Here is a 21,815-nt window from a genome sequence, read left to right as displayed (position 1 = left end):
TATGACGAAAGGTCTGCCCCGCTCAGCGGGTGGACGGTTGATACGCGGTCTGCCCGCACTCGGTAGTGTCGCTGCTGCCATCGTCCTTTGGGAAATCTATGTCCGGTTGTCAGGCATATCGCCGCTCGTTCTGCCGGCGCCCTCGCGCGTGGTGGAACAGATGGCAGCCAATCGGGCATTGCTGTGGGAAAACACGCTGCCGACATTGAGCGCGACGCTGACCGGCTTTGCCTTTTCCGTCAGCATCGCGTTTGCGCTCTCGGTTGCGCTCGATTTCCTGCCGAAATTGCGGCGTGCGCTGTTTCCGATTTTCGTCGTGAGCCAGACCCTGCCGCTGGTGGCCATCGCGCCGCTGGCGGTGCTGTGGTTCGGCTTCGGCCTCACGCCGAAAATCCTCCTCGTGGCACTTGTCACATTCTTCCCCATGCTGGTCGCTCTGGTGGACGGCTATGAAGCGACCGATCCCGAGATCGAAACGCTGATGCGCTCGATGGGGGCTTCGCGCTGGAAGGTGTTTCGCGCTGCGCGGTTTCCCTCCGCAATGCCCTATTTCTTCGCCGGTCTTCGAATTTCGATCACCTATGCCGTCGTGGCGGCGATTTTTTCCGAATATGTCGGCGCGCGTGCCGGGCTTGGAATTGTCATTCTCAATGCCAAGAACAGTTTTCGTCCCGATCTCATGCTGGCGGCGGTCGTGGTGAGTTCGACGCTGACGCTTGTCCTGTTCGGTGTGTCTGCCTTGTTGCAGAGGGTCTTGCTGCGCTGGCGCGAAGCGGGGCAGGGACAATGAACGCTCTGGAACTGCGCAATGTGGGTGTCAGGATTGGCGAGACAGAGGTGCTCGACGACGTGTCGCTGCGGGTCGGGCAAGGTGAGTTTGTTTCCATTCTCGGGCCGTCGGGCGCGGGAAAATCGACGCTTTTTCGCCTGCTCACAGGTGCGCTTGAACCCGATCGCGGTGAAATTCTGCTGGATGGTTCAACGCTCAAGCGCAACGCCACGACCTTTGCCTTCATGCCACAGCGCGATGCGCTGATGCCGTGGCGGCGCATCATCGACAACGTGATTCTCGGGCTCGAGGTGCAGGGTGTGTCGCGCGCCGAGGCCCGCGCACGGGCATTGCCGCTCTTTGCCGAATTCGGACTGGCGGGTTTCGAGGAGCGGTACCCGGCGGAACTGTCGGGCGGGATGCGCCAGCGGGCTGCATTGCTGCGAACGGTGATACAGGCGCGGCCCGTTCAGCTTCTGGACGAACCCTTCGGCGCGCTCGATGCGCTGACGCGCGCGCAGATGCAACGCTGGCTGGAAGATCGATGGCGGGGTGCCCGCTGGACCACGCTGCTTGTCACGCACGATGTGCGCGAAGCGGTCGCGCTTTCGGATCGCATCTATGTGCTGTCGCGTCGTCCTGCCCGTGTGATTTCAGAAGTGGTTGTCCGCGCTCCGAGACCGCGTCTTGGCACGGCCCTGCCGGCTGAAGCGCGCGCGCAGGAGGAGGAACTATTGAACACTTTGCTCAGTCAGACAGGAGAATGACCATGAAAAGCCTGATAGCCGCTGCCCTGATGCTGGGCGCAATGGCGGTGCCGACAACGGCGCAGGAGCGCCTGAGCGCCGCGCTGGACTGGACGCCCAATACCAACCATGTGGGGCTGTATGTTGCGCAGGCGAAGGGCTGGTTCAACGAAGCCGGCCTCGATGTGGAGATTCTCCCTTACACGGATACCTCGTCTGGCACGCTGGTGGCGACGGGTGTCGCTGAACTCGGCATTCTGAGCTCCGTCGGGTTCTACAGCCAGCGCGCTACGGGTGCCGACCTAACGGTGGTCATGGCGGTCATGCAGCATGAGACGGGTCGCCTGGTCTTCAATGGGGAGCGTGAGGACATTCAGCGTCCTGCCGACCTCGATGGCATGACCTATGCGGGTTTTGGTAGCGCATGGGAGCAGGCGCTCATCTCAACGATCATCCAGAACGATGGTGGCAAGGGTGAGTTCGAGACCGTCACGCTCGGCACGTCTGCCTATGAGGCGCTTGCCAATGGGACGGTGGATTTCACGCTTGAGGTGAGCACATGGGAGGGGGTGAACTCGGTGCTTCTCAACCGGCCGCAGCGCGCATTTCGGTATGCCGATTATGGCGTGCCCGATCAGCACACCACCTATCTGGGGGCAAATGGCACCTGGCTAAAGGACAATGCCCAGATCGCTGAAGCTTTTGTGCAGGCCGCACAGCGCGGCTACGCATTTGCCGCTGAAAACCCGGAGGAAGCAGCGGAGATGCTGATCGCCGAAACTGGCGGAATGCTCTCCAATCCCGAACTGGTGCGGGCCTCGATGAAGGCCATCGTGGATGGCGGCTATCTTCAGGACGAAGGCGAGCCGGTGGGGCTGATCGACGCCGACATGTTTGGCAACATCACGAAATTCATGTTCGAAGCCGGTGTAATGCGCGATCCAGATGGTAAGCGCCTTAAGGAAATGCCGGATGTCTCGACCTGGTTCAGCAATGCATTCTTGAAGCGTTAGCTCGGCTGCGTTTGGGAGAGCAGGGCGGGTAAGGCCAGTTTGCCTGCCCGATGTTGTTTGTTCAGAAGCGCTCCGAGAGGGGGCGGCAGGGGGCTGCCGCATAAAGCACCACGAAAAAGCGGGGCCGAAGCCCCGCTCTCCCGCTGCCCCTAGCTGGATCAGTTGGTCTCGGGTTCCCAGATTTCCTCGACCGAGTATTTGCCATTTTGCACGCTGATGAGCGATACCGGCTTCGGCGGCACCATGGTCTCGCGCGTGTAGCTGATCTCGCCTGTCACACCCTTGAAGCCGCGCGTCTCGGCAAGAGCGTCGCGGATCTTAGCCGGCTCTGCAGACTCGGCCCGGCGGATCGCGTCCGCGACCAGCATCAGTGCGTCATAGCCTAGCGGAGCAAATGCGTTTTCGGGGTCAATCCCGTATTCGGCCTTGTAGTCGGCGATGAACTTCTTCACCTCCTCGCGGTCATCAGCGCGATAGGTGTGGGTGGAGAAATAGACATCGTTGGCGAGCTCAGGGCCTGGCACGGTGGAGACCAGTTCGGTGTCGAAACCATCACCGGACACGATCGGCATGGTGATGCCCTGCTCGCGGATCTGCTTGACTGAGAGGCCGGCCTCCGAGGGGATCGCCGAGACGAAAACCGCATCGGGTGCGGGATCGATGGAGGCAAGACGCGCGATCTGCGCGGAGAAATCCGTATCGCCCATCATGAAGCTGTCGGTGCCGATGATTTCACCGCCGCGCTCTTCAAAGCGCTCGACGAAGAACTTGCTGAGCGCCTTGGTGAAGTCCATGGAATTGTCGGTCCAGACCGCGACCTTGCGGGCGCCGAGCTTGTCATAGGCATAGTCAGCAATGGCGTAGGACTGATCATCGTCGCCGAACGGCGCCATGAACATGTAATCGCCAACCCACTGGGGAAGCTCGGGATGTGTTGCGCCAGACGTGACGAACGGGATGCCTGCTTCCTGGAACAGCGGTGCACCGGCCATGACGAAGGTGGTGTCGGACTCGCCGATGCCGGCCACCACGCCCTCTGAAATGAGGCGCTGGGCGGCCTTCGCCGTCTCCTGCTGATCTGTCTTTCCGTCTGGCGCAATCAGCTCGATCTGCTTCCCAAGAAGACCGCCGTCCGCGTTGATCTGCTTGACGGCGAGTTGTGCGCCCTTGAGCGAGGGGCCGTCGAGTGACGACATCCCGCCGGTTACGTTGTAAAGCGCGCCGATCTTGATGGTTTCCTGCGCGTAGGCGCTGCCCATGGCGGCGCCCGTGACGGCGGCCAGGGCCACCGATGCGGCAATCAGATGTTTCATGGCAATCTCCCTGCTTCTTGTTGAATGTCACCCTCTGACGCAAGGTGCCCCGGGAAGGCTCATGCGTTGGTCATCAGCATGACTCTGCAATTGGAGAACGTCAATCGAATGATACATTTTTTCTTCCAAATGGCAATTTTGTCTGATTTGATACATTCGAGAAATACGCGATGGGAAGCGGAGCGGCAGCTATGAACGTGTTGGAGGATCTGCGGCGGGCCCTGCCCGAACTCAGCAGCCGCGAAGCGCGCGCCGCTCGGCATCTGATCGCCAACTATCCGATGGCTGGCCTCACCACCGTTGCCGAATTTGCCGAACAGAGCGGTGTCAGCACGGCAACGGTGCTGCGCCTGGTCAAGCGCCTCGGCTTCCCCGTCTATGCGGAATTTCAGGAAGCGCTGCGAAGCCATATCGAAGAGAGTCTGCAATCGCCGCTTCTGCGTTTCGGCGAACGGAAGGTGCGCGACGAGGCCACCGACAAATCCTACCTCGCACGCACCAGCGACCGTATGGCCGAGTATTTCAGCAGCCTGCCCGACCTCATTCCCGAAAGGGAATTCGATCGGGCGGCGGCGCTTCTGGCAGACCCCAAGCGCGACATTCATCTGCTTGGCGGACGATATTCCTCTCATGTGGCGCGCTATATGGGCGATCTGCTCTCAGCGATACGCGGGCGTGTTCACCCGGTCAGCGGTCAAACGCAGACCTGGCCGCAGTTCCTGCTCGACATGAGCAGGGGCAGCGTTCTGGTGGTGCTGGATGTGCGTCGCTATCAGGACGATGTGGTGCAGTTCACCCACGCCGCTTCCAGGCGCGGAGCTACAGTCATTCTCCTGACCGATGTCTGGCAATCGCCGGCAGCCCGGTCGGCCGACCTTGTTCTGACATTTCCGGTGGAATCGCCGTCGATCTTCGATGTGCTGACCGTTGGGATGGGGGTTGCCGAAGCGCTCGTGGGTGCTGCGGCCAGCAAGGCGGACACCGCCGGACGAACACGCTTCGAGACACTCGAGGACCTGCGCACCCGGCTTGCGGACGGTACGTTCGGCCAGGAACGGGCCAAATCAAAACGAAAATGAGGGGTTCGATGAAACGCGAAGAAATCATCATGCTGTGCACCGCCGATCTTGCCGGACAGGTTCGCGGCAAGGGCTTTCCGGCCTTAGATCTGGAAACGCGGCTGCGCAAGGGGATCGGGTGGACCCCCACCAACAGCATGATCACCGCGCATGGGCCGATCGCGCCGACGCCATGGGGGCCTTATGGCGATACGGTTCTCACGCCTGACCCGGCCACGCGCGTTCGTGTTGATTTCGGTCCGGATGCGGCTGCGAGCCACTTCATGATGGGCGACATCATGAATCTCGATGGCACGGCCTGGAGTGTGTGTCCGAGGGGATTTCTCAAGCGGATGCTGCGTGAGCTGGAGGCGCGACACGGGCTGCGGATCAAGGCGGCTTTTGAGCACGAATTCATGCTCGAAGGGATGGAGGAGCGCCCGAATGCGAGCTACGCGCTCGATTCCTTCCGCCGCCAGGGGCAATTTGCCGAAACCTATCTGGGCGCGCTCAGGGAAGCGGGTCTGGAGATCGACACGTTCATGCCTGAATACGGACCCATGCAATATGAAGTCACGGTCGGGCCGGCCGATGACGAACGCTCGGCCGATCATGCCGTGGCGGTGCGCGAGATCGCGCGGGCTGTCGCCCAGCATTTTGGCCACCGGGCGAGCTTCACCCCGATCCTGCGGCCGGATGCCGTGGGCAATGGCGTTCACGTTCATTTCGGATTGATCGACGCCGAGACCGGCGCGCCAGTCAACCACGATGCTTCAGCCCCGAATGCGGTGTCTGCGAAAGCGGCCAGCTTCCTGTCGGGAATCCTCGCGCTGATGCCCGCCATCACGGCGGTCACGGCGGCATCAACGATTTCCTATCTGCGCCTGACACCGGACCGCTGGAGTGCGGCCTACAACAATCTGGGCGAACGCGACCGCGAGGCCGGCCTGCGCATCTGCCCCGTGTTTCCCGGCGCGGGTGTCGACGTCGCAAAGCAGTTCCATTTCGAATTCCGTGCAGCAGATGCGGCAGCCAGCCCTTACATGGTGCTGGGCGCGCTGGTAGCCGCCGGCCTTCACGGCCTGGACGAGGCGTTGCCCGCGCCACAGGTCTGTCGCAAGCCGCCTCAGCATATGAGTGAAAGCGAGCGTCAGGCGCTGGGTGTTGTCAGACTGCCGCAATCGCTGCAGGCGGCGCTCGATCTGTTCGAAGGCGAGGCGGCGTTGCGTCCGCTTTTCGGGGAGGAGCTGGTTTCGGCTTATCTCGCACACAAGCGGTTCGAAGCGGAGCTGATGAAAGACCTCTCGCCAGAAGAACAATGCGCGAAATACCGTCAGGCCTACTGAGGCTCGAGCGTGTTGGGGAGGTGTAGAACGCCTCCCTTTTGCGCGGGGCGTTTAATACAAGCCGAACTCAGGCGAAATCGCGTTTCATTGCGGCAATCAGGCTGTCCGTGGTTTCTATGCGGCAATAGCCCTTGAACGCGCTTAGCGCCGCGGCGTGCCGCGCCTGCGTGTCGGTCGCGCAGCCATCGGAAACGCAGATCATGTGAAACCCGCGATCGGCACCGTCGCGGACCGTGTGGTCGACGCACTGGTCGGTCAGGAAGCCGGTCACGATGATCGTGTCGAGCCCGATGTTGCGGATCAGATACTCGAAGTTTGTCGAGTTGAAGAGGCTCGATGAGGTTTTCGGTATAACCATCTCGTCGCCCTGCGGCGCGACCTCATCGATCACCTTTGCATCCAACGATCCCTTGGGGATGAAGAAGTTCGACAGCTTGTAGTCGAGACTGCGGTCGCGTCCGTCTTGGGTGAAGTTTTCCATCACGGTGTAGATCACTTCTACGCCGTGGGTGCGGGAAGCATCTATGAGCCTCGCAATGTTGGGAATGACCTGACTCCGGGCAGCGTCGTAGAACTCGGGGCGCGGCTGGCGGTTTGCCTCGTCCATCACCCAGTTCTGGACATCGATGACCAGAAGTCCGACGCGCTCCGGGCGCAGCGGCTGGGCCCGCGTCTCATAGATATCCCTTTGGCGCGGTGCGCTCATTGCGTTTTCCTTCCGCTGAACAGGCGCCGCAAGAAAGCGGGTTCGCCGCTGCCGAACAACCCGCCCGGCTTGAGATAGAGCACCACAATCAGGCAGAGCGCCACGATGACCTGGCTCATGCCATAAAGACCGATGCTTTCTTCCACCGGTCGCAGCGCCTCCGAAAGAACCGTGATGGCCGTTGCGGCGACGATCGCCCCGGTGATGCTGCCCGATCCGCCGATCACGACCATCACCACGATGTTGAAGGCCAGCAGGACGGAATAGGTTTTTGGCGTCACCACGCTGATGAGATGAGCGAGCAAAGCACCCGCCATGGCGGCCATGACGGCACCGATCACAAAGGCAAGGATCTTCAATCGCGCGGCATTGATGCCGCTGCAGGAGGCAGCGAGCTCATTCTCCCGCACCGCCATCATGGCACGCCCGAGCGAGGAATATTTGATCCGCCAGGTGATTGCGACAACGATGACAAGAAAGCCCAGAGCCCACCAGATGTTCACGTGACGCGGAAGGCCGCTGAGGCCCGCGCCGCCGCGCGTGATACCATCCCAGTTGGTGGCAAGCCCCTGCACAACGATGATGAGGCCCAGTGTCGCAACCGCGAGATAATGCCCCTTGAGACGCAACACGGCCCAGCCGATGGCCAGCGCCACCAGTCCACCGACAAGGCCCGCGATCAGCAGGGCGGGAAACATGGAAAGTTCCGTCGAAGCCAGCCAGTCTGGCAGTCCCGGCAGCATCGATCCCTTGCGCCGCGCAGAGAAGGTCAGGATCGCCGCCACATAGGCTCCAATCGTCATGAACGCGGGGTGCCCGAGCGAGAACAAGCCGGTGAGACCATTCGTCAGTGTCAGGGAGACGGCGAGTGCCGCATTGATGAACAGAAGCGCAAGCAGCGTGACGAGATAGCTGTTCAGCCCCTGTTGTGCGGCCCAGACAGCCGCCGCGGCCGCGATGATGGTTACAACGGCAGCAACAAAGCCGCTGCGCGGCGTTGTCGGAGCCGATGCGGTTTCCGCCATGGATGTGGTTTGCGAAGGCGTCTGCATGTCAGGCGCGCTCCTCGGTCTGGCGAACGAACAGGCCGGAAGGTCGAATTAACAGAATCACGATCAGCAGCAGGAAGACGAATGTATCCCGATAGCCGGAGAATTCCTGCGGCAGAAGGCCGACGAACAAGACTTCGGCAAGGCCGAGAATATACCCGCCCAGCATTGCTCCCCCGATTGAACCGACACCGCCGATCACGCAGGCGACAAAAGCTTTGAGGCCAGGCACGAAGCCCAGCAGCGGATCGATCTGCCCGAATTTGCCGCCCCAGAAGAGGCCCGAAACAGCGGCAAGGGCGCTGCCAATGGCGAAGGCTGCAAGGATGGTTCGGTTTACCGCGACCCCCATCAGACGGGCTGCAGTCAGGTTCTCCGCCGTTGCGCGCATGGCGGTCCCGAGCCGCGTTCGGTAAACCACGAGGAAAAGCCCGCCGATCAGGAGGAGCGTCAGAACAATGATGGCGATGTCCGTCAGGGAAGCGTTCACGCCGCCGAATCCCACGCGCTGGCGCATGAAGGCGGGAAAGAGAAAATTCCGCGGCTGCCCGGAGAGGATCATCAGCGCGCTGTTCTGTATGGCGATTGAAACCGCCAGCGTCGCGATAAACCCTGTCACCTGACTGGCCCCGCGTATCGGGCGGAAGACGATGGTTTCAATGGTCATGCCGGCGATGGCGCCGATTGCGAGAACGAAAACGAGAATCAGCGGCCAGGGCACACCGGCGGTCACGAGAGCAAGAGTGGAGAACGCACCGATCATAACGAGATCGCCATGCGCGAAATTGATCAGCCGGACGATGCCGTAGATCATCGAAAAGCCGATGGCGACGAGAGCATAGAGACTGCCAAGCGCCAGCCCGTTGATCAATTGCTGAAACAGATACTGGTTCATGCCGTCACCCCCAGATAGGACTGGCGCACCCGATCATTGCTGGCGAGTTCTTTACCGGTTCCCGACAAGACGATGTTTCCGTTTTCCATCACATAGGCGCTGTCGGCAATCTCCAGCGCCATAGCTGCATTCTGTTCGATCAGGAGGATGGTGACGCCGGTTGATTTCAACCGTTGGATCACGTCGAAAATCGTCTCGACAACCAGTGGCGCAAGGCCGAGGGAGGGCTCGTCGAGCAACAGCATTTTCGGCTTGGCAAGGAGCGCTCTGCCGATGGCCACCATCATCTGCTCCCCGCCCGAAAGTGAACCGGCGGCGACATTGGCCCGCTCCGCCAGAATCGGAAACAGCGTGTGCACTTCCTCCATCGTTCGGCGCACCTCTGCGCGGTCACGCTGCGTGTAGGCACCCATATCGAGGTTTTCGGCGACGCTGAGCGACTGGAAAATCTGCCGTCCTTCCGGGCAGTGGATCAGACCCGCGCGCACGATCTTCTCCGATGACATCCGGGTGAGATCCAGCGTCTCATTTTCGATGTGGAGCAGAGCGCTGCCCGAACGCGGACGTAAAAGACCCGACAGCGTGAGGAGCGTGGTCGATTTGCCGGCGCCATTGGCGCCGATCAGGGCCGCAAGCTGCCCCTGCCGCACATCGAAGGACACACCTTTCAGCACATGAGTTGCGCCGCGATAGACATTGAGATCGCGCACCTCAAGCATGGGCCTTCTCCTGGCGTCTGGTGCCGAGATACGCCTCGATGACCGCCGGATCCTTCTGCACCTCCTGCGGCGAGCCCTCTGCTATGAGCTTGCCGCGGTTCAGGACTTGAATGCGGTCGCACAGCCCCATCACCAGATGCATGTCGTGCTCGACGACCAGAACGGCGATGCCGAACTCCTCATTGACCTGGCGAATAAAGGAAACGAGTTCACCCGTTTCGGAAGGGTTCAGGCCCGCAGCGGGCTCATCGAGGAGCAAAGCTGCAGGCTCGCCGGCCAGGGCGCGACCGATCTCCACCCGTCGCTGATCGCCGTAGGAAAGATCGCCGGCACGCTGCTGTGCGAATGCGCTCAGGCCGATCCTGTCGACGATGTCGCGGCTCCGCTGACGCAGCGTCTCTTCCGAACGCCAGAAAGACGGCAGCTGAAACATCGTCGCAAGCGTGCTTGCAGAATGCCGCATGTGGCCACCACACATCACGTTCTCGAGCACGCTCAGATCGTCGAAAAGGCGAATGTTCTGAAACGTTCGCGCGAGTCCGGCACGAGCCATCAGGTGAGGCGGTTGGGCAGTCATGTCCTTTCCAGATACGGAAATGCTGCCGGCTGACGGTTTGAGCACACCGGTCAGAAGATTGAAGGCTGTCGTCTTGCCCGCACCATTGGGCCCGATCAACCCGACAAGATCGCCCCTGTCGAGACGCAAATCATATCCATCGACGGCCAAGAGCCCGCCAAACCGTTTCGCAAGGCCCGAGGCCTCGATAACCGGCATGTCACTCACGGCAAATTTGCTCCCCTTGTTGTTGGCTCAACGATATGGCGGCCGCGGGACCAGCGTCAACAAAAAGATACATCTTGCAATGAAACAATTGGATTTGTACGATTTCATACAAATCGCTTGGGAGGCATCTGCGTGTCTGATCTGAATGAAACCGCGCTGCATGGGGTCCTTAAGGCGCATGAGCCGCACCCCCTTGAAACATTCAACGAAGACGCGGCATCAGACTACTTCATCATCTGTGAGCATGCGGGGCGGAGGATCCCCGAAAGTCTCGGCACAATGGGGCTTTCCGAAAACGATCTCAGCCGCCATATCGCCTGGGATATCGGTGCGCTTTCGGTCGCAAGAAAGCTTTCTGATCTTCTGGATGCGCCGCTGTACACGCAACGCTATTCGCGCCTCGTCTGTGACTGCAACCGGCAACCCGATGCGGAAACCTTCGCGCCGGAAACGAGCGAAGGCACGGTGGTTCCGGCCAACAGAAATCTCTCACCCGATGAGCGCAGAATGCGGGCAGAAGAGATTTTCTGGCCGTTCCACAATGCCGTATCGCAGGCGCTGGATCGGCGGGAAGAGGAGGGGCGCAAGACAAGGCTTGTGACGATCCACTCATTCACGCCTGTCTTTCTGGGCAAGAGCCGTCCTTGGGAAATCGGCATTCTGTTTAACCGGGACAAGACGCTTTCGCCGGCAATCCTCGACTGGTTTCGCAGGAACACGGACCTGTGCGTTGGGAGCAATCAACCCTATGCCGTGAGTGACGCCACGGACTATGCTGTGCCAGTCCATGGCGAAAGGCGCGGCATACCCTGTGTCGAGATCGAGATCCGCAACGATCTCATCGGATCTGAGGAAGACGCAGCCGATTGGGCGGATCTCATTGCCAAAGGTCTGGTGGCGTCCGAGCCCCTGCTCTGACGCCTCAAACCACAGGATGAGAAAGCCGGTCAGTCGGCGTGTTTGCGAATGACGCCGTAGACGATGTTGCGGTTGCTGCCGTAAAAGACCTCGGTATCGGCATGGTTCTTGTCGATCGCGCGGTCGATTATGTCCTGCATGTCCTTGTCCGCGCGCAGGATCAACGGCCAGTCCATGAAGGTTTCCATGTAGCCATCGGTGGTGATCTCGTCGCTGAAATTGGCAAACAGGAACTCGCCGCCCGGTTTGACCAGTTCCATGGCGCGCTGCGTGAGGCGGATCGCAACAGCACGTGGCAAATAGTCATAGAGCCCTGAGGCATAGACAAGATCGAAGGTGCCGAGCTTGTAGGAGCGGCGGAGAATGCCTTTGACGGAGCCATCAATGGCTTCGACGCCGGTTCCGGCCAGATCACGATTGACCGTTCCGACGCTGATGGGGTCCTGATCGAGCCCGATCCAGCGTTTCAGTTTTTTCCCGGCCAGGGCTTTGGACAGTTCCGCTTCGCGGAGATGTCCGCAGGCTATCGCCAGCACTTCAGGGTTGTCGACACGCTCTGCGGTGGCGTCCACGGTGCGCGCAAGTATATCGCGCCTTTCGCGGCCAGCCACAGAGCTCGCTGCTTCACTTGTGTAGGCGTAGATTTCGCGGCCGAGTTCCGTGGAGGAGGCCACGATCTCGTCGGCGCTGGGATGCTTGTAGTAAATGTCGAGCAGGCTGGCATCGCCGGAATAACCGCGCGGCTTTTCAAAGGACCAGCGCGTAAAAGGATCCTGTTTGAGGAACTCGGAGACAGGGTGCTCCTGAGCCAGGGGAATAAGCTGTTGCCAAACGGCGGGTGATGCCTGGTTGCGCAGTTCGTGGAGACGGCCTGCAAGCCGGTCAACGACTTGTCCCGCCGGCGTGCCTGCTTCGAAACCCTGGCGCGCCAGATCGAGAATCAGGGCTAGCTGAGCAATCTTCTCTTTCAGCTCTGTGGAATCGGCGACATCAGACGTTGTCGCGTGCTTCTTGATGAGCCGAGATGTAATCAAACTCTGCTCGTCAAGCTTCAAATGAGAGGCTTGTGCCACGTGTTCGTCCCCTTGGCTGGTCCCGATCACTATACCCGCACCGGGTCAGATGCGAAAGAATTTAATCAATTTGGACTAAAACTTATGCGGGTCAGGATTGTCCTGATAAGCCGGCGAGCGAGACCGCAGGAAGAGAGGTCATTTACGTATTGTTAATGTAAAATGGCGTTTCCAGCGAAGGGGCGATGCCCAGAACGTCAAGTTAAGACATCCTAATCGTTTGCCGTGTAATAAAGATATGTTGCAAAGGAAGGTCACGATGCAACTATCTGCGGATATTGCACGAAAGCTTATGGAAGCGCTTTCGAGCCCTCGTTCGGGACTGGTAGATCCCAAACTGATGCGATTGCTGTTCCAGCACGACGCTGCTCAGCAGCGTCTGGTGGTTCGTTGGGGCATGTGGGCTGCTGTGCTCAGTTACATGGCATACGGCGTTTTCGACTGGATTCTCTTCCCTGACATTGCGGGGCAGCTGGTGTTTGCCCGATGTGCCATCGGAATTTCGTTTCTGGCGGTCATTGAATTTGGGATTCGTCGGGGCGCTTCACTTGCTGCCATGCATCTTGTCGCCGCCGCAGCCATAGTCATCGGAGCGGTGGGCTGGTTGCTTCTTGCGCTTGTCACGGCGCATCAGCAGGCACTTTCGCATTTTATCGTCTTCGGCATCGTGTTCGTGCTTGGGGCGAATCTGTTCTTCAATTTCCGCTTCATTTTGTCGGCCATCTCGTCGACGATCATTGCCGCTGTCTTCGTGGCGGCGACCTTGCTCGTGCTCGAGATCGATTTTACGGCCCGCATCGTGATCGCGGCACTTTTCATCAACTGCCTCGTCTTTTCTCTGTATCTTTCGTGGCGGCTGGGCGTGGAGCGGTACTGGACGTTCCTTGAGGCTCTTCAGGCCAAATCGCAGGCTCACGCCGCGACCAAAAAGGGTGACGAACTTCACAGGATCGCAAACACGGATCCGCTGACGGGGCTTCGCAACCGCCGTGCGATCACAAGCGCTTTTTCCGAACTCTACGAAGCATGCGCTGGGGAAGAGGACGAGATCGGTGTGGTGCTCATCGATGTGGACCACTTCAAGAAGTTCAACGACCGGCTCGGGCATCAGGCAGGCGACGATTGTCTCATACGAGTGGCGCAGACGCTGGAGGAGACGGCCGAGGCCAACGGCTCCATCGTGGGGCGCTATGGCGGCGAGGAATTCCTGGTGCTGAGCCGGATAGCCGGGCCGGACGAATTACGAAGCCTGGCGGAAGAATTCTGTCGTGTGGTGGAAAACCTCGAGATCCATCATCCAGACAGGGGGGACGGTGTTGAGATTGTGACGATCAGCGCCGGCGCGTCCCAGACATCGCCCAGTGGAGGCAGCGAGTTGCAGGACGTCCTGCAGGAAGCAGACCGCGCGCTCTACATCTCGAAATTCACTGGTCGCTCCCGGGTGACCATCTACGATCCGCAGATCATCGATGCGGACCATTCGGGCGAGAGTCTGGCCGGACTGCTGGCCCACGCCATCGAGAGACAGTGCATATCGGTCGTCTACCAGCCGATCATTCAACTCGGCACCGAAGAGATCATCGGCTACGAGACCCTGATGCGGCTGAAGGGCAGCAATGGTCGGCTGGTGAAGCCCGACATTTTCATACCGGTTGCAGAGCAGAACGGAGCGATTGTCGAACTGGGCGCATGGGTCTTCGAGCAAGCCTGTGCTGACGTGGCGCGCTACAAGCTTGACGGTGTTATTGCCGTGAACATCTCTGCGGTTCAGCTCAAGGCTCCCGGCTTTGCGCTCCGGGTTGCAGAGATGCTCGCGCGTCACGGGCTGGCACCGGCTCAGTTCGCGCTCGAACTCTCCGAAAGAGGCGACATTCTGGGGCAGTCGCAGGCTGCGCAGACAGTCGAGCAGCTTCGAAGCCTTGGCGTGCAGATATGGCTTGATGATTTCGGGACCGGTTACGCCGGTATCGATTGTCTGCGCCGTTTTGAACTGGATATCGTCAAGATCGATCGCAGCTTTCTGCCTGAAGGCCGGCACCCGCGGGATGTCCGGATGCTTACGGGCATGATCCAGCTTCTGCGAAGCCTCGGGCGCACGGTTCTCGTCGAAGGCGTGGAAACCGTGGAACAGAAGAAGCTGCTCGAGGACCTTGGTGTCGATTTCGCCCAAGGCTATCTGATTGGCCGGCCCCAGCCTGTGAGTGAGATCATTGGGGATCAGAAGTCCGAAGTTGCCTGAGGGGCGGCGGTCATCGCGCGCCGGCAAACCACAATCTTCATTGACATGGAAACTTGAACACGGCACCGCCCGGCAATGACCTTTGGCCGGATTGTGTCGGTGGATGGGAGCGGGGAATGGTGAAACGCGACTGGTCGGCTGCCGAAGCGGTTGCGCATGAATGGCTCGGCGCCTGGTCGAGCAACGAGCCGGGAGGGGTGGTCCTCGGAATGCAGAACGGCGCGCCGAAACTGATCGCAGCCGCCGGACATTGCGGGGCAGGGCTTGGCCCCATCGGTGCGGATACGGTGTTTCGCTGGGCTTCCATCACGAAGCACGTATTTGCCACCTGTCTTCTGGAATCGAAGACCTTCGCTCTCGAGATGCCCTTGGGCGAGGCACTTCCCGAGCTGGCCACCGCGCCTGCGGCGGTGACGGTCAGCCAGGCGCTGGCCATGCAGGGCGGGTTGCCGGATCCGCGCGAGTGCCTGACCCTGCTCGGTGTGGGAACCCATGAACGCACCGAGGCGGACGCGCTGTATCGATGGATGGCCGGGTGCGACTGGCTCAATGCGGTGCCGGGCACAGAAGTCGCCTATTCGAATGGCGGCTATCGCCTGTTGGAAGTGGCAATGGCGCGCCGGGGCTTTGTTTTCTCCGAGATGGTTGCGGCCCATGCAAAGCGGCTCGGGACCGGCATGCGGGCTTCGGAATACTGGACTGATCCGGTACCGGGTCTGGTGCCCGGGCATGTGCCCGAGGCCAATGGCTGGTCAGAGGGTTTTCAGGGCATGCATCTTTCGGCTGCCGGCTCGCTTTCCGGATCGGCCATGGACCTCGCACGCTGGCTCGGTGATCTGATGCCGCGCACGATCTTCGACCGGATTGCACGACCGCTGCCGCTCGGCTCGGGAGAGGCAACGGGCTACGGGCTTGGAATAAGCCTGGCACGAATTGGCGGTATGGCGGTGCTGGGCCATGGCGGGGCCCAGGCGGGTTATCGTGCGGGCTTTCTTTGTGACCCCGCGGATGGAACTGCGCTCGTGGCGCTCACCAACCGAGATGATGCTGACGCCACCGGGCTGGTTGCCCGTGTATGGGCGGGGCTTTGCGGGGTTGCGCCGGGCACCTTGCCGAAGCCTGCGGGCGAATGGGCTCCTCCGGGTCTCTATGTGGCTGATCAGGGTGCACTATGGGCCGAGGTGAGGCCTGGCTCGATCGTCGTCCGCGACGCGGAGGAAAAGCTGTTCGAGGGCGATGACGGCTGGTTCGTCTCCAATGCGGCTCAATCGCGCATGCGCCTGCGGTATGAGGATGGTGCACTGACCGGAGAGCTCTTTCACCGCCCAGTCAGGCTGTTGCCCGCGAAAGACGACGCGGCGATGCCCGGTCTCGACGGTGACTGGATTTGCGATGGCGCGATTCTTCAGATCGAGGGGCGGACGCTCATCTGGGGTGCGGGGCCGCGCAGAAGCGCAGCACCCATGAGCCCGCTTGGGAATGGACGATGGCTGTTTGCTGCCAATGGTCGGCGCATCTGCCTTGAGCGTCTTTCCGAGAGCCGGCTGCGGCTCTCACTTGCAAGGGCGCGCGGGATGGAATACCGGCGGCTTTAGCTGGCAACCTCCTTGCAGAACCTCTCGAACTCGGCTGCTGAAGCATAGGATTTCTGTGTGCCGCGGCGGCCGACAGAATAGGCCGCGTAGCGCGCCGCGCGATTGAGCGCCTCTTCCGTGTCTCCCGTCGCTGCGAGGAAATGCGCGAAGGAGCCGATGAAGGCATCACCCGCACCGGTCGTGTCTACCGGGGTTACGCGAACCGGCTCGATGGAAGCGAAATGGTCGGCGGTAACGAGACGCGCGCCACGCGCACCGAGCGTGACGATGATCGTGCCGATGCCTTTTGCGATGAGGCTGCGGGCAGCGGCAAGGATTTCATCTTCGGTGCCGGTCGGCATGCCTGAAAGAAGAGAAAGCTCGCTCTCATTGGGCACGAGGAATCCGAGGCTTTTGAGATCGGCGACGCTCAGCTCTTTCGTGGCCGGGGCCGGATTGAGGATGGTCGGCACGCCCCATTCGGCGGCACGGCGCACGGTGTGGTAGATGGTCTCGAGCGGAATCTCGAGCTGCATGAGGATCAGGTCCGCTTCACGCAGGGTTTCCTCGGCGGCATCGACATCGGCGGGCAGAAGGTCCGCATTCGCACCCTTGACGATCAGGATCGAGTTTTCTCCGGACTCTTCCACGAAGATGGGCGCAACGCCGGACGATTTTCCAGCCACTTTGGCGACATGGCGCGTATCGATGCCGTGGTCGGAGAAGTTGCGGATCGTGTTGTCGCCGAAAAGGTCATCGCCGACTTTCGTGACCATGCTGACGGCGGAGCCGAGTTTCGCGGCCGCAACCGCCTGGTTGGCCCCCTTGCCGCCGCAGCCGCTCTCGAAGCTGGGCGCTTCCAGCGTTTCGCCCGGCTCGGGCATCCGGTCGATATAGGTGATCAGATCAACCATGTTGGAGCCGACAACGGCGATGCGTCCGGCCTTTTCGGGTGAAGCCATGGGTCAGTCCTTGCTCATGTCGTTGACATCCGAGATCGCGGCAGGTGCTTCCTGCGCGCTCAGATAGCCGAGGGTAACGGGGAAGCGCGCGGTCTCGCCGGGCGAAAGCATGCGGACATGCCCCTTGGCCTTCTCCGCGGTGTAGCCCTCGGGCTCGCAAGTGGAAGGCAGGGCGAAGGCCGCGACCTGGGCATCGCCATCGTTCAGGATCCAGCGGACGCAGTGAGGAAAATCTGCCGGGTCGTAGCTGACGGAAAAGCCGTCGCCCTCGGGCAGTTCCATGACGAGCCGGGTGCGGCCTGTCTGATCGCAGCCGAGATCCCGTAGATAGAAAACCTGCTCCGGGCTGTAGAGCTCGGGCTCATCCAGCCTGCGCATGCGCGCCGGGTTGATGGCGAGATCTTCCAAGAGAGCCTTGAAGGCCGGCGATGGCGTCACGTGGCCGGGGATTGCTTTGCGGACGACCGTGGATTTTGGAGAGAAACCGGTTGGCTGGTGGATTTCTGCGCCGGCGATGAAGTCGAAATTGGCGTGCAGCATGTACATGAGCTCCATCGGGTGCGCCGACAGGTTCTTGACCGCCATCTCCACATGGATCAGGCCGCTTTGCGCATGCAGGCGCACACAGGGCCGAGCGACGTAATGCGGCCCGAACCCCATGACATGTTCCACATGACCACCGACTTCGGCAAAGGCACCCCGATCGTCTTCTCCGAAACGAATATGAGCGCTGTCCATGGCTGCAACCGGCATTTCACCGTGCAGCGGATGGTCATCCGCGGGGCCGGGGGTTCCGTTGCGGAGAACGCCGGCGTGGTAGGCGAAAGCACCATAGGTTTCGAGGATGGAAGAACCGCGCCGCGGGTAGGGAAAGACATTGCCCATGGTGAGACGCCGCCCATCGAACACGGCATCCCAGATCATCTGGCCGAGATAGGGCAGAACGGTCACCTGTCCGCGCGCGTTTTCAATGCGCAAGCCCTCAACGGATGAGGGGAAGCGGAAGGCCGTGATGGTGAAGGCGCCATGAGTTGCCAGAACGCGTTCGCCGCGGTCCGGAAACAGATCCGGTGAAAGATGGACAATGGTGTCGTTTTCGGAAGCGCTCATTTGCCGGACCTCAGATAGTTGATGGCGATCACCAGCACCAGGAAAGCGCCCCAGACCGCATCGATCATGAAGTTGGATGCCCGCATCATCTGCATGCCGGAAGACAGGAACATGAGTGCGACGAGTGCCAGAAGGACGCCCAGCACACGCCCCTTGCCGCCGGCCGGATTGGTGCCGCCGAGAACGGCGATCAGAACTGCCTGCAACAGATAGGACGCGCCGAAATCGGCCTTGGCCGAATTGGTGCGCCCGGACAGGAGGATGCCGGCAATGGCGGCCATGACGCCCGTCAGGGCATAGCTGTAGAGGATCATGCGTGAACTGCGGATGCCGGCGAAGACAGCGGCGCGGGCATTGGTGCCGATCAGCATCAGGTTCACGCCGAGGTGCGTGCGTCGAAGCAGGACGGCGACCACCAGGGCGACGAGGATCAACACCCAGAACGGGGCCGCAACGCCGAGCAGTTTCCCCGTGCCGATCCAGTTCCAGGTTTCGGGGTAGCCGACAATGGCCGGACCGCCGGTCAAGACGAGCGCCAGACCGGCGAACACCTGACCTGTGCCGAGTGTCGCCAGAATGGGAATGATGCGCAGGCGCGATATCAGAAGCCCGTTGACGAGCCCTGCCGCCAGGCCGACAAGAAGTGCGATCATCACCCCCATGGCGGTGTGCAGGACAAGGCCGAGACCACCCGCATCGAGCGCCTCGGCAACGACGGGGTGGCGGAAATAGACACCCGCCGTGATGGCCGCCAGATTGGCAATCGCCACGATGGAAAGGTCGATGCCGCCTGTGAGCATGGCGACCATCATCGCGATGCACAGGATGCCGAGCTCCGGCATGATGTAGGTGATGGATTCGAAATTATAGTAACGCAGGAACTTGTCGGGGTTCATCGCCGCCATCAGGACAAAGATGACCACCGTGATCACGGCGAGCTGCGCGATGGAGGCATCGCTGCCAAGCAGGCGGCGAACGAGGGATTTTTCTTCGGCTTTAGCGCTCATCTTGTGCTCCCCCTCAGGCCAGTTTCTTGCGGTCGCGCCACGCGGTGATCGCCGTCGCTGCAATGATGATCAGGCCGACGACAACGCGCTGCCAAGTGGTGTCCACCTTCATCAGGATCAGCGAATTCTTGACCATGACCAGCGTGAACACGCCGATCATGGTGCCGAGCACCGATCCGCGCCCGCCGAAGATCGAAGCGCCGCCGAGCACCACGGCTGCGATGACATCGAGCTCCAGGCCGATGAAATCGCGCGGGTTCGCCTGCCAGATCATGGAACTGTGCAGGAGGCCGGCAAAGCCCGCCAGGAGCCCTGCGGTGCAGTAGACGAAGAAGATCGTACGGCGGGTGTTGACGCCGGCGCGGCGGGCCGATTCCGGATCGCCGCCATAGGCGTAGACGGAACGGCCGGTCATCGTGTGGCGGAGGATGATGTGGATCACGAGCGCGATGGCCAGATAGACCAGGATCATCGCAGTCAGACCGACCGTCGCGCCGTTCTGGGCCGTTACGGTTGCCAGATCCTGCTTGCCGAATGCGATCAGCGCGTCGGGCATCTTGTTGATATTGACGATGGATGTTCCCAGGAGGCCGAGCACGAGGCCGCGTATGATCGAGGCGGTGCCGAGGGTGACGATCAGCGGGATCATCTTGAAGCGGTCGATGATGAAAGCGTTGAATGCGCCGAGCAGAACGCCGATCACGGAGGCGGCAATGAAGGGCAGAAGCACGCCGTCATAGTCGAGTGCGACCATGGTGCGCACCGTGATGTAGAGCGCGGCCGCGGAAATGGCGGGGAACGACACGTCGATGCCGCCCGAAATCATGATCAGCAGTACGCCGAGCGCCATGATGCCGATCACGACGTTGGCCTTGGCCAGGCTGAAGAGATTGGCGACCCCCCAGAAGGCCGGATTGACGAGGCCGATCAGAACCATCACCGCCAGCAGGACGAGGGCAATCACGGTCTCCGTGGATTGGAACCTTTTCATCTCACCGCCTTACTTCAATGCCTTGAGGCTGTCGTTGATCGCATCTTCGGTCATGTCGGCACCGGCAAATTCGGCCACGAAACGGCCGTCATGCATGACATGGATGCGGTTGCAGTTTCCGGTCAGTTCCGGCACGTCGTCCGAGATCATCAGCACGGCGACGCCCTCCTTGCGGGCAAGGTCGCGGATGATGTGGTGGATCTTGGCTTTGGAACCGACATCGACGCCCACGGTCGGGCCATTGAGAATGAGCACTTTTGCTCCCGTCAGGAGCCAGCGCCCGAGCATGACGCGTTGTGCATTGCCGCCGGAAAGATTGCCGACAGCCGTTTCCGGCGACGGAGCGGCGATCTGCATGGAGGCAAACATGTCCTCGGTCTTTTGGCGCATGGCGTCGCGGTCCAGAAAGAGGCCGCGCCGCAGGCGGTCGAGAATGCTCACCACCATGTTGCGTTCGATGGACTGGGTGAGAAAGAGACCTTCGCTCAACCGGTCTTCGGGCACATAGGCAATGCCAAGCGCAATGGCCTCCTGCACCGAATGGGGGAAGGCATCCTGTCCGGCGATGCGGAAGGATCTGGCTGTGGCGTTCTCCATGCCGAAGAGCGCCTGGGCGAGCTCGGTTCGGCCGGAGCCAATCAGCCCCGAAACACCGACGATCTCGCCCGGACGCAGCGAAAGGCTGACATTGTCGACGCTTCCCGGCACGCTCAGGCTCTCGACCTCCAGGGCCGGTGGCGTGTCTGGCGCAATGTCGGGTGCGTAGGGCTCGTCGTCGAGCTCGAGCCCGGTCATGGCATGGGTGATTGCGGGTTCGTCGAAGTCGCTCATCGCGCCTTCGGCGACCTTCTTTCCGTTTCGGAACACGGTCAGGCGTTCGGAAATTTCCAGCATCTCGCGCATTTTGTGGCTGACGAACAGAACGGCGATGCCCTGCGCCTGCAGATCGCGAACAATGGCGAAGAGCGCATCGACCTCGTGCCCGGTAAGCGCGGTGGTCGGCTCGTCCATGACGATGAGCCGGGCCTTGGCGAGAATGGCGCGGGCAATGGCGACGATCTGCTTGCCGGAGGTGGGAAGGGTTTCCACCTCGGCGTCGACATCGATCTCAACATCGAGACGGGCGAGCACCTCTCGCGCCATCCTGCGGGCGCGTGGCCAGTCCATGCGCCCACGCCCTTCAAGCAGGTAGGTGTTGAGGGCGAGGTTCTCGGCCACGGTCAGGTTCCCGAAAAGGGAAAAATCCTGATAGATCACCTGTACGCCCTTGTGTACGGCGGTGATCGGGTCCAGTCGGCTGACGGGTTTGCCGTCAAACAGGATTTCACCCTCGTCGGGCGTGTAGATGCCCGACATGACCTTGATGATGGTGGATTTTCCAGAACCGTTCTCGCCGGCGAGGCAGTGAATCTCACCGGGCCGAATGCCCATGGAGACACCGTCAAGTGCGTGAACGCCACCGAAGCGCTTGCTGATGTTTTTCAGCTCGATCAGATACTCGGACATGATTTTTCCGGCAGGCTGAATGGAAAGACCCGGCCTC

At 61.0% G+C, this 21,815-nt stretch carries 20 protein-coding genes; 8 read left to right on the top strand and 12 right to left on the bottom strand.

Going from position 1 to position 21,815, the window contains the following annotated elements:
- Position 1: 1 nt before the first annotated feature.
- From AC2CHD_RS18470 to AC2CHD_RS18460, 3 genes are read left to right on the top strand one after another with little or no spacing between them, the layout of a single operon-like run.
- On the top strand, positions 2-790 hold the full coding sequence (locus AC2CHD_RS18470) for an ABC transporter permease (RefSeq protein WP_229450730.1): 789 nt from the start codon (positions 2-4) through the stop codon (positions 788-790).
- Positions 787-1,536, top strand: coding sequence for an ABC transporter ATP-binding protein (locus tag AC2CHD_RS18465; protein WP_484554825.1), 750 nt, complete (start codon positions 787-789; stop codon positions 1,534-1,536). Before AC2CHD_RS18470 ends, AC2CHD_RS18465 begins: the two co-directional genes overlap by 4 nt.
- Before the next feature lie 2 nt (positions 1,537-1,538).
- Positions 1,539-2,528, top strand: coding sequence for an ABC transporter substrate-binding protein (locus AC2CHD_RS18460; protein WP_484554824.1), 990 nt, complete (start codon positions 1,539-1,541; stop codon positions 2,526-2,528).
- Positions 2,529-2,686: 158 nt separating this feature from the next.
- Here the strand turns inward: AC2CHD_RS18460 and AC2CHD_RS18455 are convergent, their stop codons facing one another.
- Complete coding sequence (locus AC2CHD_RS18455) at positions 2,687-3,841, bottom strand: ABC transporter substrate-binding protein (protein ID WP_484554823.1); 1,155 nt, start codon at positions 3,839-3,841, stop codon at positions 2,687-2,689.
- A 191-nt stretch (positions 3,842-4,032) separates the two neighbouring features.
- Here AC2CHD_RS18455 and AC2CHD_RS18450 point away from each other — a divergent pair, with 191 nt between their 5' ends.
- Both AC2CHD_RS18450 and AC2CHD_RS18445 read left to right on the top strand, forming a co-directional pair.
- Positions 4,033-4,920: a MurR/RpiR family transcriptional regulator gene (locus AC2CHD_RS18450; protein WP_484554822.1), complete on the top strand. Its 888-nt coding sequence runs from the start codon at positions 4,033-4,035 to the stop codon at positions 4,918-4,920.
- 8 nt (positions 4,921-4,928) lie between these two features.
- Positions 4,929-6,245 carry a type I glutamate--ammonia ligase gene (locus AC2CHD_RS18445; RefSeq protein ID WP_484554821.1) on the top strand — a complete coding sequence of 439 codons (1,317 nt, stop codon included), beginning with the start codon at positions 4,929-4,931 and terminating at the stop codon, positions 6,243-6,245.
- Positions 6,246-6,312: 67 nt separating this feature from the next.
- Here the strand turns inward: AC2CHD_RS18445 and AC2CHD_RS18440 are convergent, their stop codons facing one another.
- From AC2CHD_RS18440 to AC2CHD_RS18420, 5 genes are read right to left on the bottom strand one after another with little or no spacing between them, the layout of a single operon-like run.
- Positions 6,313-6,951, bottom strand: a complete 639-nt coding sequence (locus AC2CHD_RS18440) for a cysteine hydrolase family protein (RefSeq protein WP_484554820.1) — start codon at positions 6,949-6,951, stop codon at positions 6,313-6,315.
- Entirely contained in the window at positions 6,948-8,003 is a 1,056-nt protein-coding gene (locus AC2CHD_RS18435) for a branched-chain amino acid ABC transporter permease (protein WP_484554819.1), read from the bottom strand. Before AC2CHD_RS18435 ends, AC2CHD_RS18440 begins: the two co-directional genes overlap by 4 nt.
- 1 nt (position 8,004) lies before the next feature.
- Positions 8,005-8,895 carry a branched-chain amino acid ABC transporter permease gene (locus tag AC2CHD_RS18430; protein WP_229450722.1) on the bottom strand — a complete coding sequence of 297 codons (891 nt, stop codon included), beginning with the start codon at positions 8,893-8,895 and terminating at the stop codon, positions 8,005-8,007.
- Positions 8,892-9,614, bottom strand: coding sequence for an ABC transporter ATP-binding protein (locus AC2CHD_RS18425; RefSeq protein WP_229450721.1), 723 nt, complete (start codon positions 9,612-9,614; stop codon positions 8,892-8,894). Before AC2CHD_RS18425 ends, AC2CHD_RS18430 begins: the two co-directional genes overlap by 4 nt.
- On the bottom strand, positions 9,607-10,389 hold the full coding sequence (locus tag AC2CHD_RS18420; RefSeq protein WP_484554958.1) for an ABC transporter ATP-binding protein: 783 nt from the start codon (positions 10,387-10,389) through the stop codon (positions 9,607-9,609). Before AC2CHD_RS18420 ends, AC2CHD_RS18425 begins: the two co-directional genes overlap by 8 nt.
- A 141-nt stretch (positions 10,390-10,530) precedes the next feature.
- Between AC2CHD_RS18420 and AC2CHD_RS18415 the strand changes: the two genes are divergently transcribed.
- Positions 10,531-11,316: an N-formylglutamate amidohydrolase gene (locus AC2CHD_RS18415; RefSeq protein ID WP_484554818.1), complete on the top strand. Its 786-nt coding sequence runs from the start codon at positions 10,531-10,533 to the stop codon at positions 11,314-11,316.
- 29 nt (positions 11,317-11,345) lie between these two features.
- Here the strand turns inward: AC2CHD_RS18415 and AC2CHD_RS18410 are convergent, their stop codons facing one another.
- Positions 11,346-12,389: a class I SAM-dependent methyltransferase gene (locus AC2CHD_RS18410; RefSeq protein ID WP_229450719.1), complete on the bottom strand. Its 1,044-nt coding sequence runs from the start codon at positions 12,387-12,389 to the stop codon at positions 11,346-11,348.
- Between the two features lie 259 nt (positions 12,390-12,648).
- Between AC2CHD_RS18410 and AC2CHD_RS18405 the strand changes: the two genes are divergently transcribed.
- Positions 12,649-14,628, top strand: a complete 1,980-nt coding sequence (locus AC2CHD_RS18405) for a putative bifunctional diguanylate cyclase/phosphodiesterase (RefSeq protein WP_484554817.1) — start codon at positions 12,649-12,651, stop codon at positions 14,626-14,628.
- 116 nt (positions 14,629-14,744) lie between these two features.
- Positions 14,745-16,223 (top strand): serine hydrolase domain-containing protein, encoded by a 1,479-nt coding sequence (locus AC2CHD_RS18400; RefSeq protein ID WP_484554816.1) that lies wholly within the window; start codon positions 14,745-14,747, stop codon positions 16,221-16,223.
- Here the strand turns inward: AC2CHD_RS18400 and rbsK are convergent.
- From rbsK to AC2CHD_RS18375, 5 genes are read right to left on the bottom strand one after another with little or no spacing between them, the layout of a single operon-like run.
- The gene (gene rbsK / locus AC2CHD_RS18395; protein WP_484554815.1) at positions 16,220-17,164 is read right to left on the bottom strand and encodes a ribokinase; all 945 of its coding nucleotides are present in this window, start codon (positions 17,162-17,164) and stop codon (positions 16,220-16,222) included. The two genes, AC2CHD_RS18400 and rbsK, sit on opposite strands and share 4 nt — an antisense overlap.
- A 3-nt stretch (positions 17,165-17,167) precedes the next feature.
- Positions 17,168-18,274, bottom strand: coding sequence for an aldose 1-epimerase family protein (locus AC2CHD_RS18390; RefSeq protein WP_484554814.1), 1,107 nt, complete (start codon positions 18,272-18,274; stop codon positions 17,168-17,170).
- Positions 18,271-19,281 carry an ABC transporter permease gene (locus AC2CHD_RS18385; RefSeq protein ID WP_484554813.1) on the bottom strand — a complete coding sequence of 337 codons (1,011 nt, stop codon included), beginning with the start codon at positions 19,279-19,281 and terminating at the stop codon, positions 18,271-18,273. Before AC2CHD_RS18385 ends, AC2CHD_RS18390 begins: the two co-directional genes overlap by 4 nt.
- A 13-nt stretch (positions 19,282-19,294) precedes the next feature.
- Positions 19,295-20,272 carry an ABC transporter permease gene (locus AC2CHD_RS18380; protein WP_065817863.1) on the bottom strand — a complete coding sequence of 326 codons (978 nt, stop codon included), beginning with the start codon at positions 20,270-20,272 and terminating at the stop codon, positions 19,295-19,297.
- 9 nt (positions 20,273-20,281) lie between these two features.
- Positions 20,282-21,778 carry a sugar ABC transporter ATP-binding protein gene (locus tag AC2CHD_RS18375; protein ID WP_484554812.1) on the bottom strand — a complete coding sequence of 499 codons (1,497 nt, stop codon included), beginning with the start codon at positions 21,776-21,778 and terminating at the stop codon, positions 20,282-20,284.
- Positions 21,779-21,815 lie beyond the last annotated feature (37 nt).

The organism is Nitratireductor sp. ATLC21, from assembly GCF_057196525.1.
This window is presented reverse-complemented; position numbering and strand designations above follow the sequence as displayed.

Excerpts from the sequence above, each read along its gene's own strand:
- AC2CHD_RS18455 (WP_484554823.1), bottom strand. The coding sequence starts at position 3,841 with ATGAAACATCTGATTGCCGCATCGGTGGCCCTGGCCGCCGTCACGGGC.
- AC2CHD_RS18385 (WP_484554813.1), bottom strand. The coding sequence starts at position 19,281 with ATGAGCGCTAAAGCCGAAGAAAAATCCCTCGTTCGCCGCCTGCTTGGC.
- AC2CHD_RS18375 (WP_484554812.1), bottom strand. The coding sequence starts at position 21,778 with ATGTCCGAGTATCTGATCGAGCTGAAAAACATCAGCAAGCGCTTCGGT.
- AC2CHD_RS18405 (WP_484554817.1), top strand. The coding sequence starts at position 12,649 with ATGCAACTATCTGCGGATATTGCACGAAAGCTTATGGAAGCGCTTTCG.
- AC2CHD_RS18430 (WP_229450722.1), bottom strand. The coding sequence starts at position 8,895 with ATGAACCAGTATCTGTTTCAGCAATTGATCAACGGGCTGGCGCTTGGC.
- AC2CHD_RS18445 (WP_484554821.1), top strand. The coding sequence starts at position 4,929 with ATGAAACGCGAAGAAATCATCATGCTGTGCACCGCCGATCTTGCCGGA.
- AC2CHD_RS18390 (WP_484554814.1), bottom strand. The coding sequence starts at position 18,274 with ATGAGCGCTTCCGAAAACGACACCATTGTCCATCTTTCACCGGATCTG.
- AC2CHD_RS18425 (WP_229450721.1), bottom strand. The coding sequence starts at position 9,614 with ATGCTTGAGGTGCGCGATCTCAATGTCTATCGCGGCGCAACTCATGTG.
- AC2CHD_RS18450 (WP_484554822.1), top strand. The coding sequence starts at position 4,033 with ATGAACGTGTTGGAGGATCTGCGGCGGGCCCTGCCCGAACTCAGCAGC.
- AC2CHD_RS18465 (WP_484554825.1), top strand. The coding sequence starts at position 787 with ATGAACGCTCTGGAACTGCGCAATGTGGGTGTCAGGATTGGCGAGACA.
- AC2CHD_RS18435 (WP_484554819.1), bottom strand. The coding sequence starts at position 8,003 with ATGCAGACGCCTTCGCAAACCACATCCATGGCGGAAACCGCATCGGCT.
- AC2CHD_RS18420 (WP_484554958.1), bottom strand. The coding sequence starts at position 10,389 with ATGCCGGTTATCGAGGCCTCGGGCCTTGCGAAACGGTTTGGCGGGCTC.
- AC2CHD_RS18380 (WP_065817863.1), bottom strand. The coding sequence starts at position 20,272 with ATGAAAAGGTTCCAATCCACGGAGACCGTGATTGCCCTCGTCCTGCTG.
- AC2CHD_RS18400 (WP_484554816.1), top strand. The coding sequence starts at position 14,745 with ATGGTGAAACGCGACTGGTCGGCTGCCGAAGCGGTTGCGCATGAATGG.
- AC2CHD_RS18440 (WP_484554820.1), bottom strand. The coding sequence starts at position 6,951 with ATGAGCGCACCGCGCCAAAGGGATATCTATGAGACGCGGGCCCAGCCG.
- AC2CHD_RS18470 (WP_229450730.1), top strand. The coding sequence starts at position 2 with ATGACGAAAGGTCTGCCCCGCTCAGCGGGTGGACGGTTGATACGCGGT.
- rbsK (WP_484554815.1), bottom strand. The coding sequence starts at position 17,164 with ATGGCTTCACCCGAAAAGGCCGGACGCATCGCCGTTGTCGGCTCCAAC.
- AC2CHD_RS18460 (WP_484554824.1), top strand. The coding sequence starts at position 1,539 with ATGAAAAGCCTGATAGCCGCTGCCCTGATGCTGGGCGCAATGGCGGTG.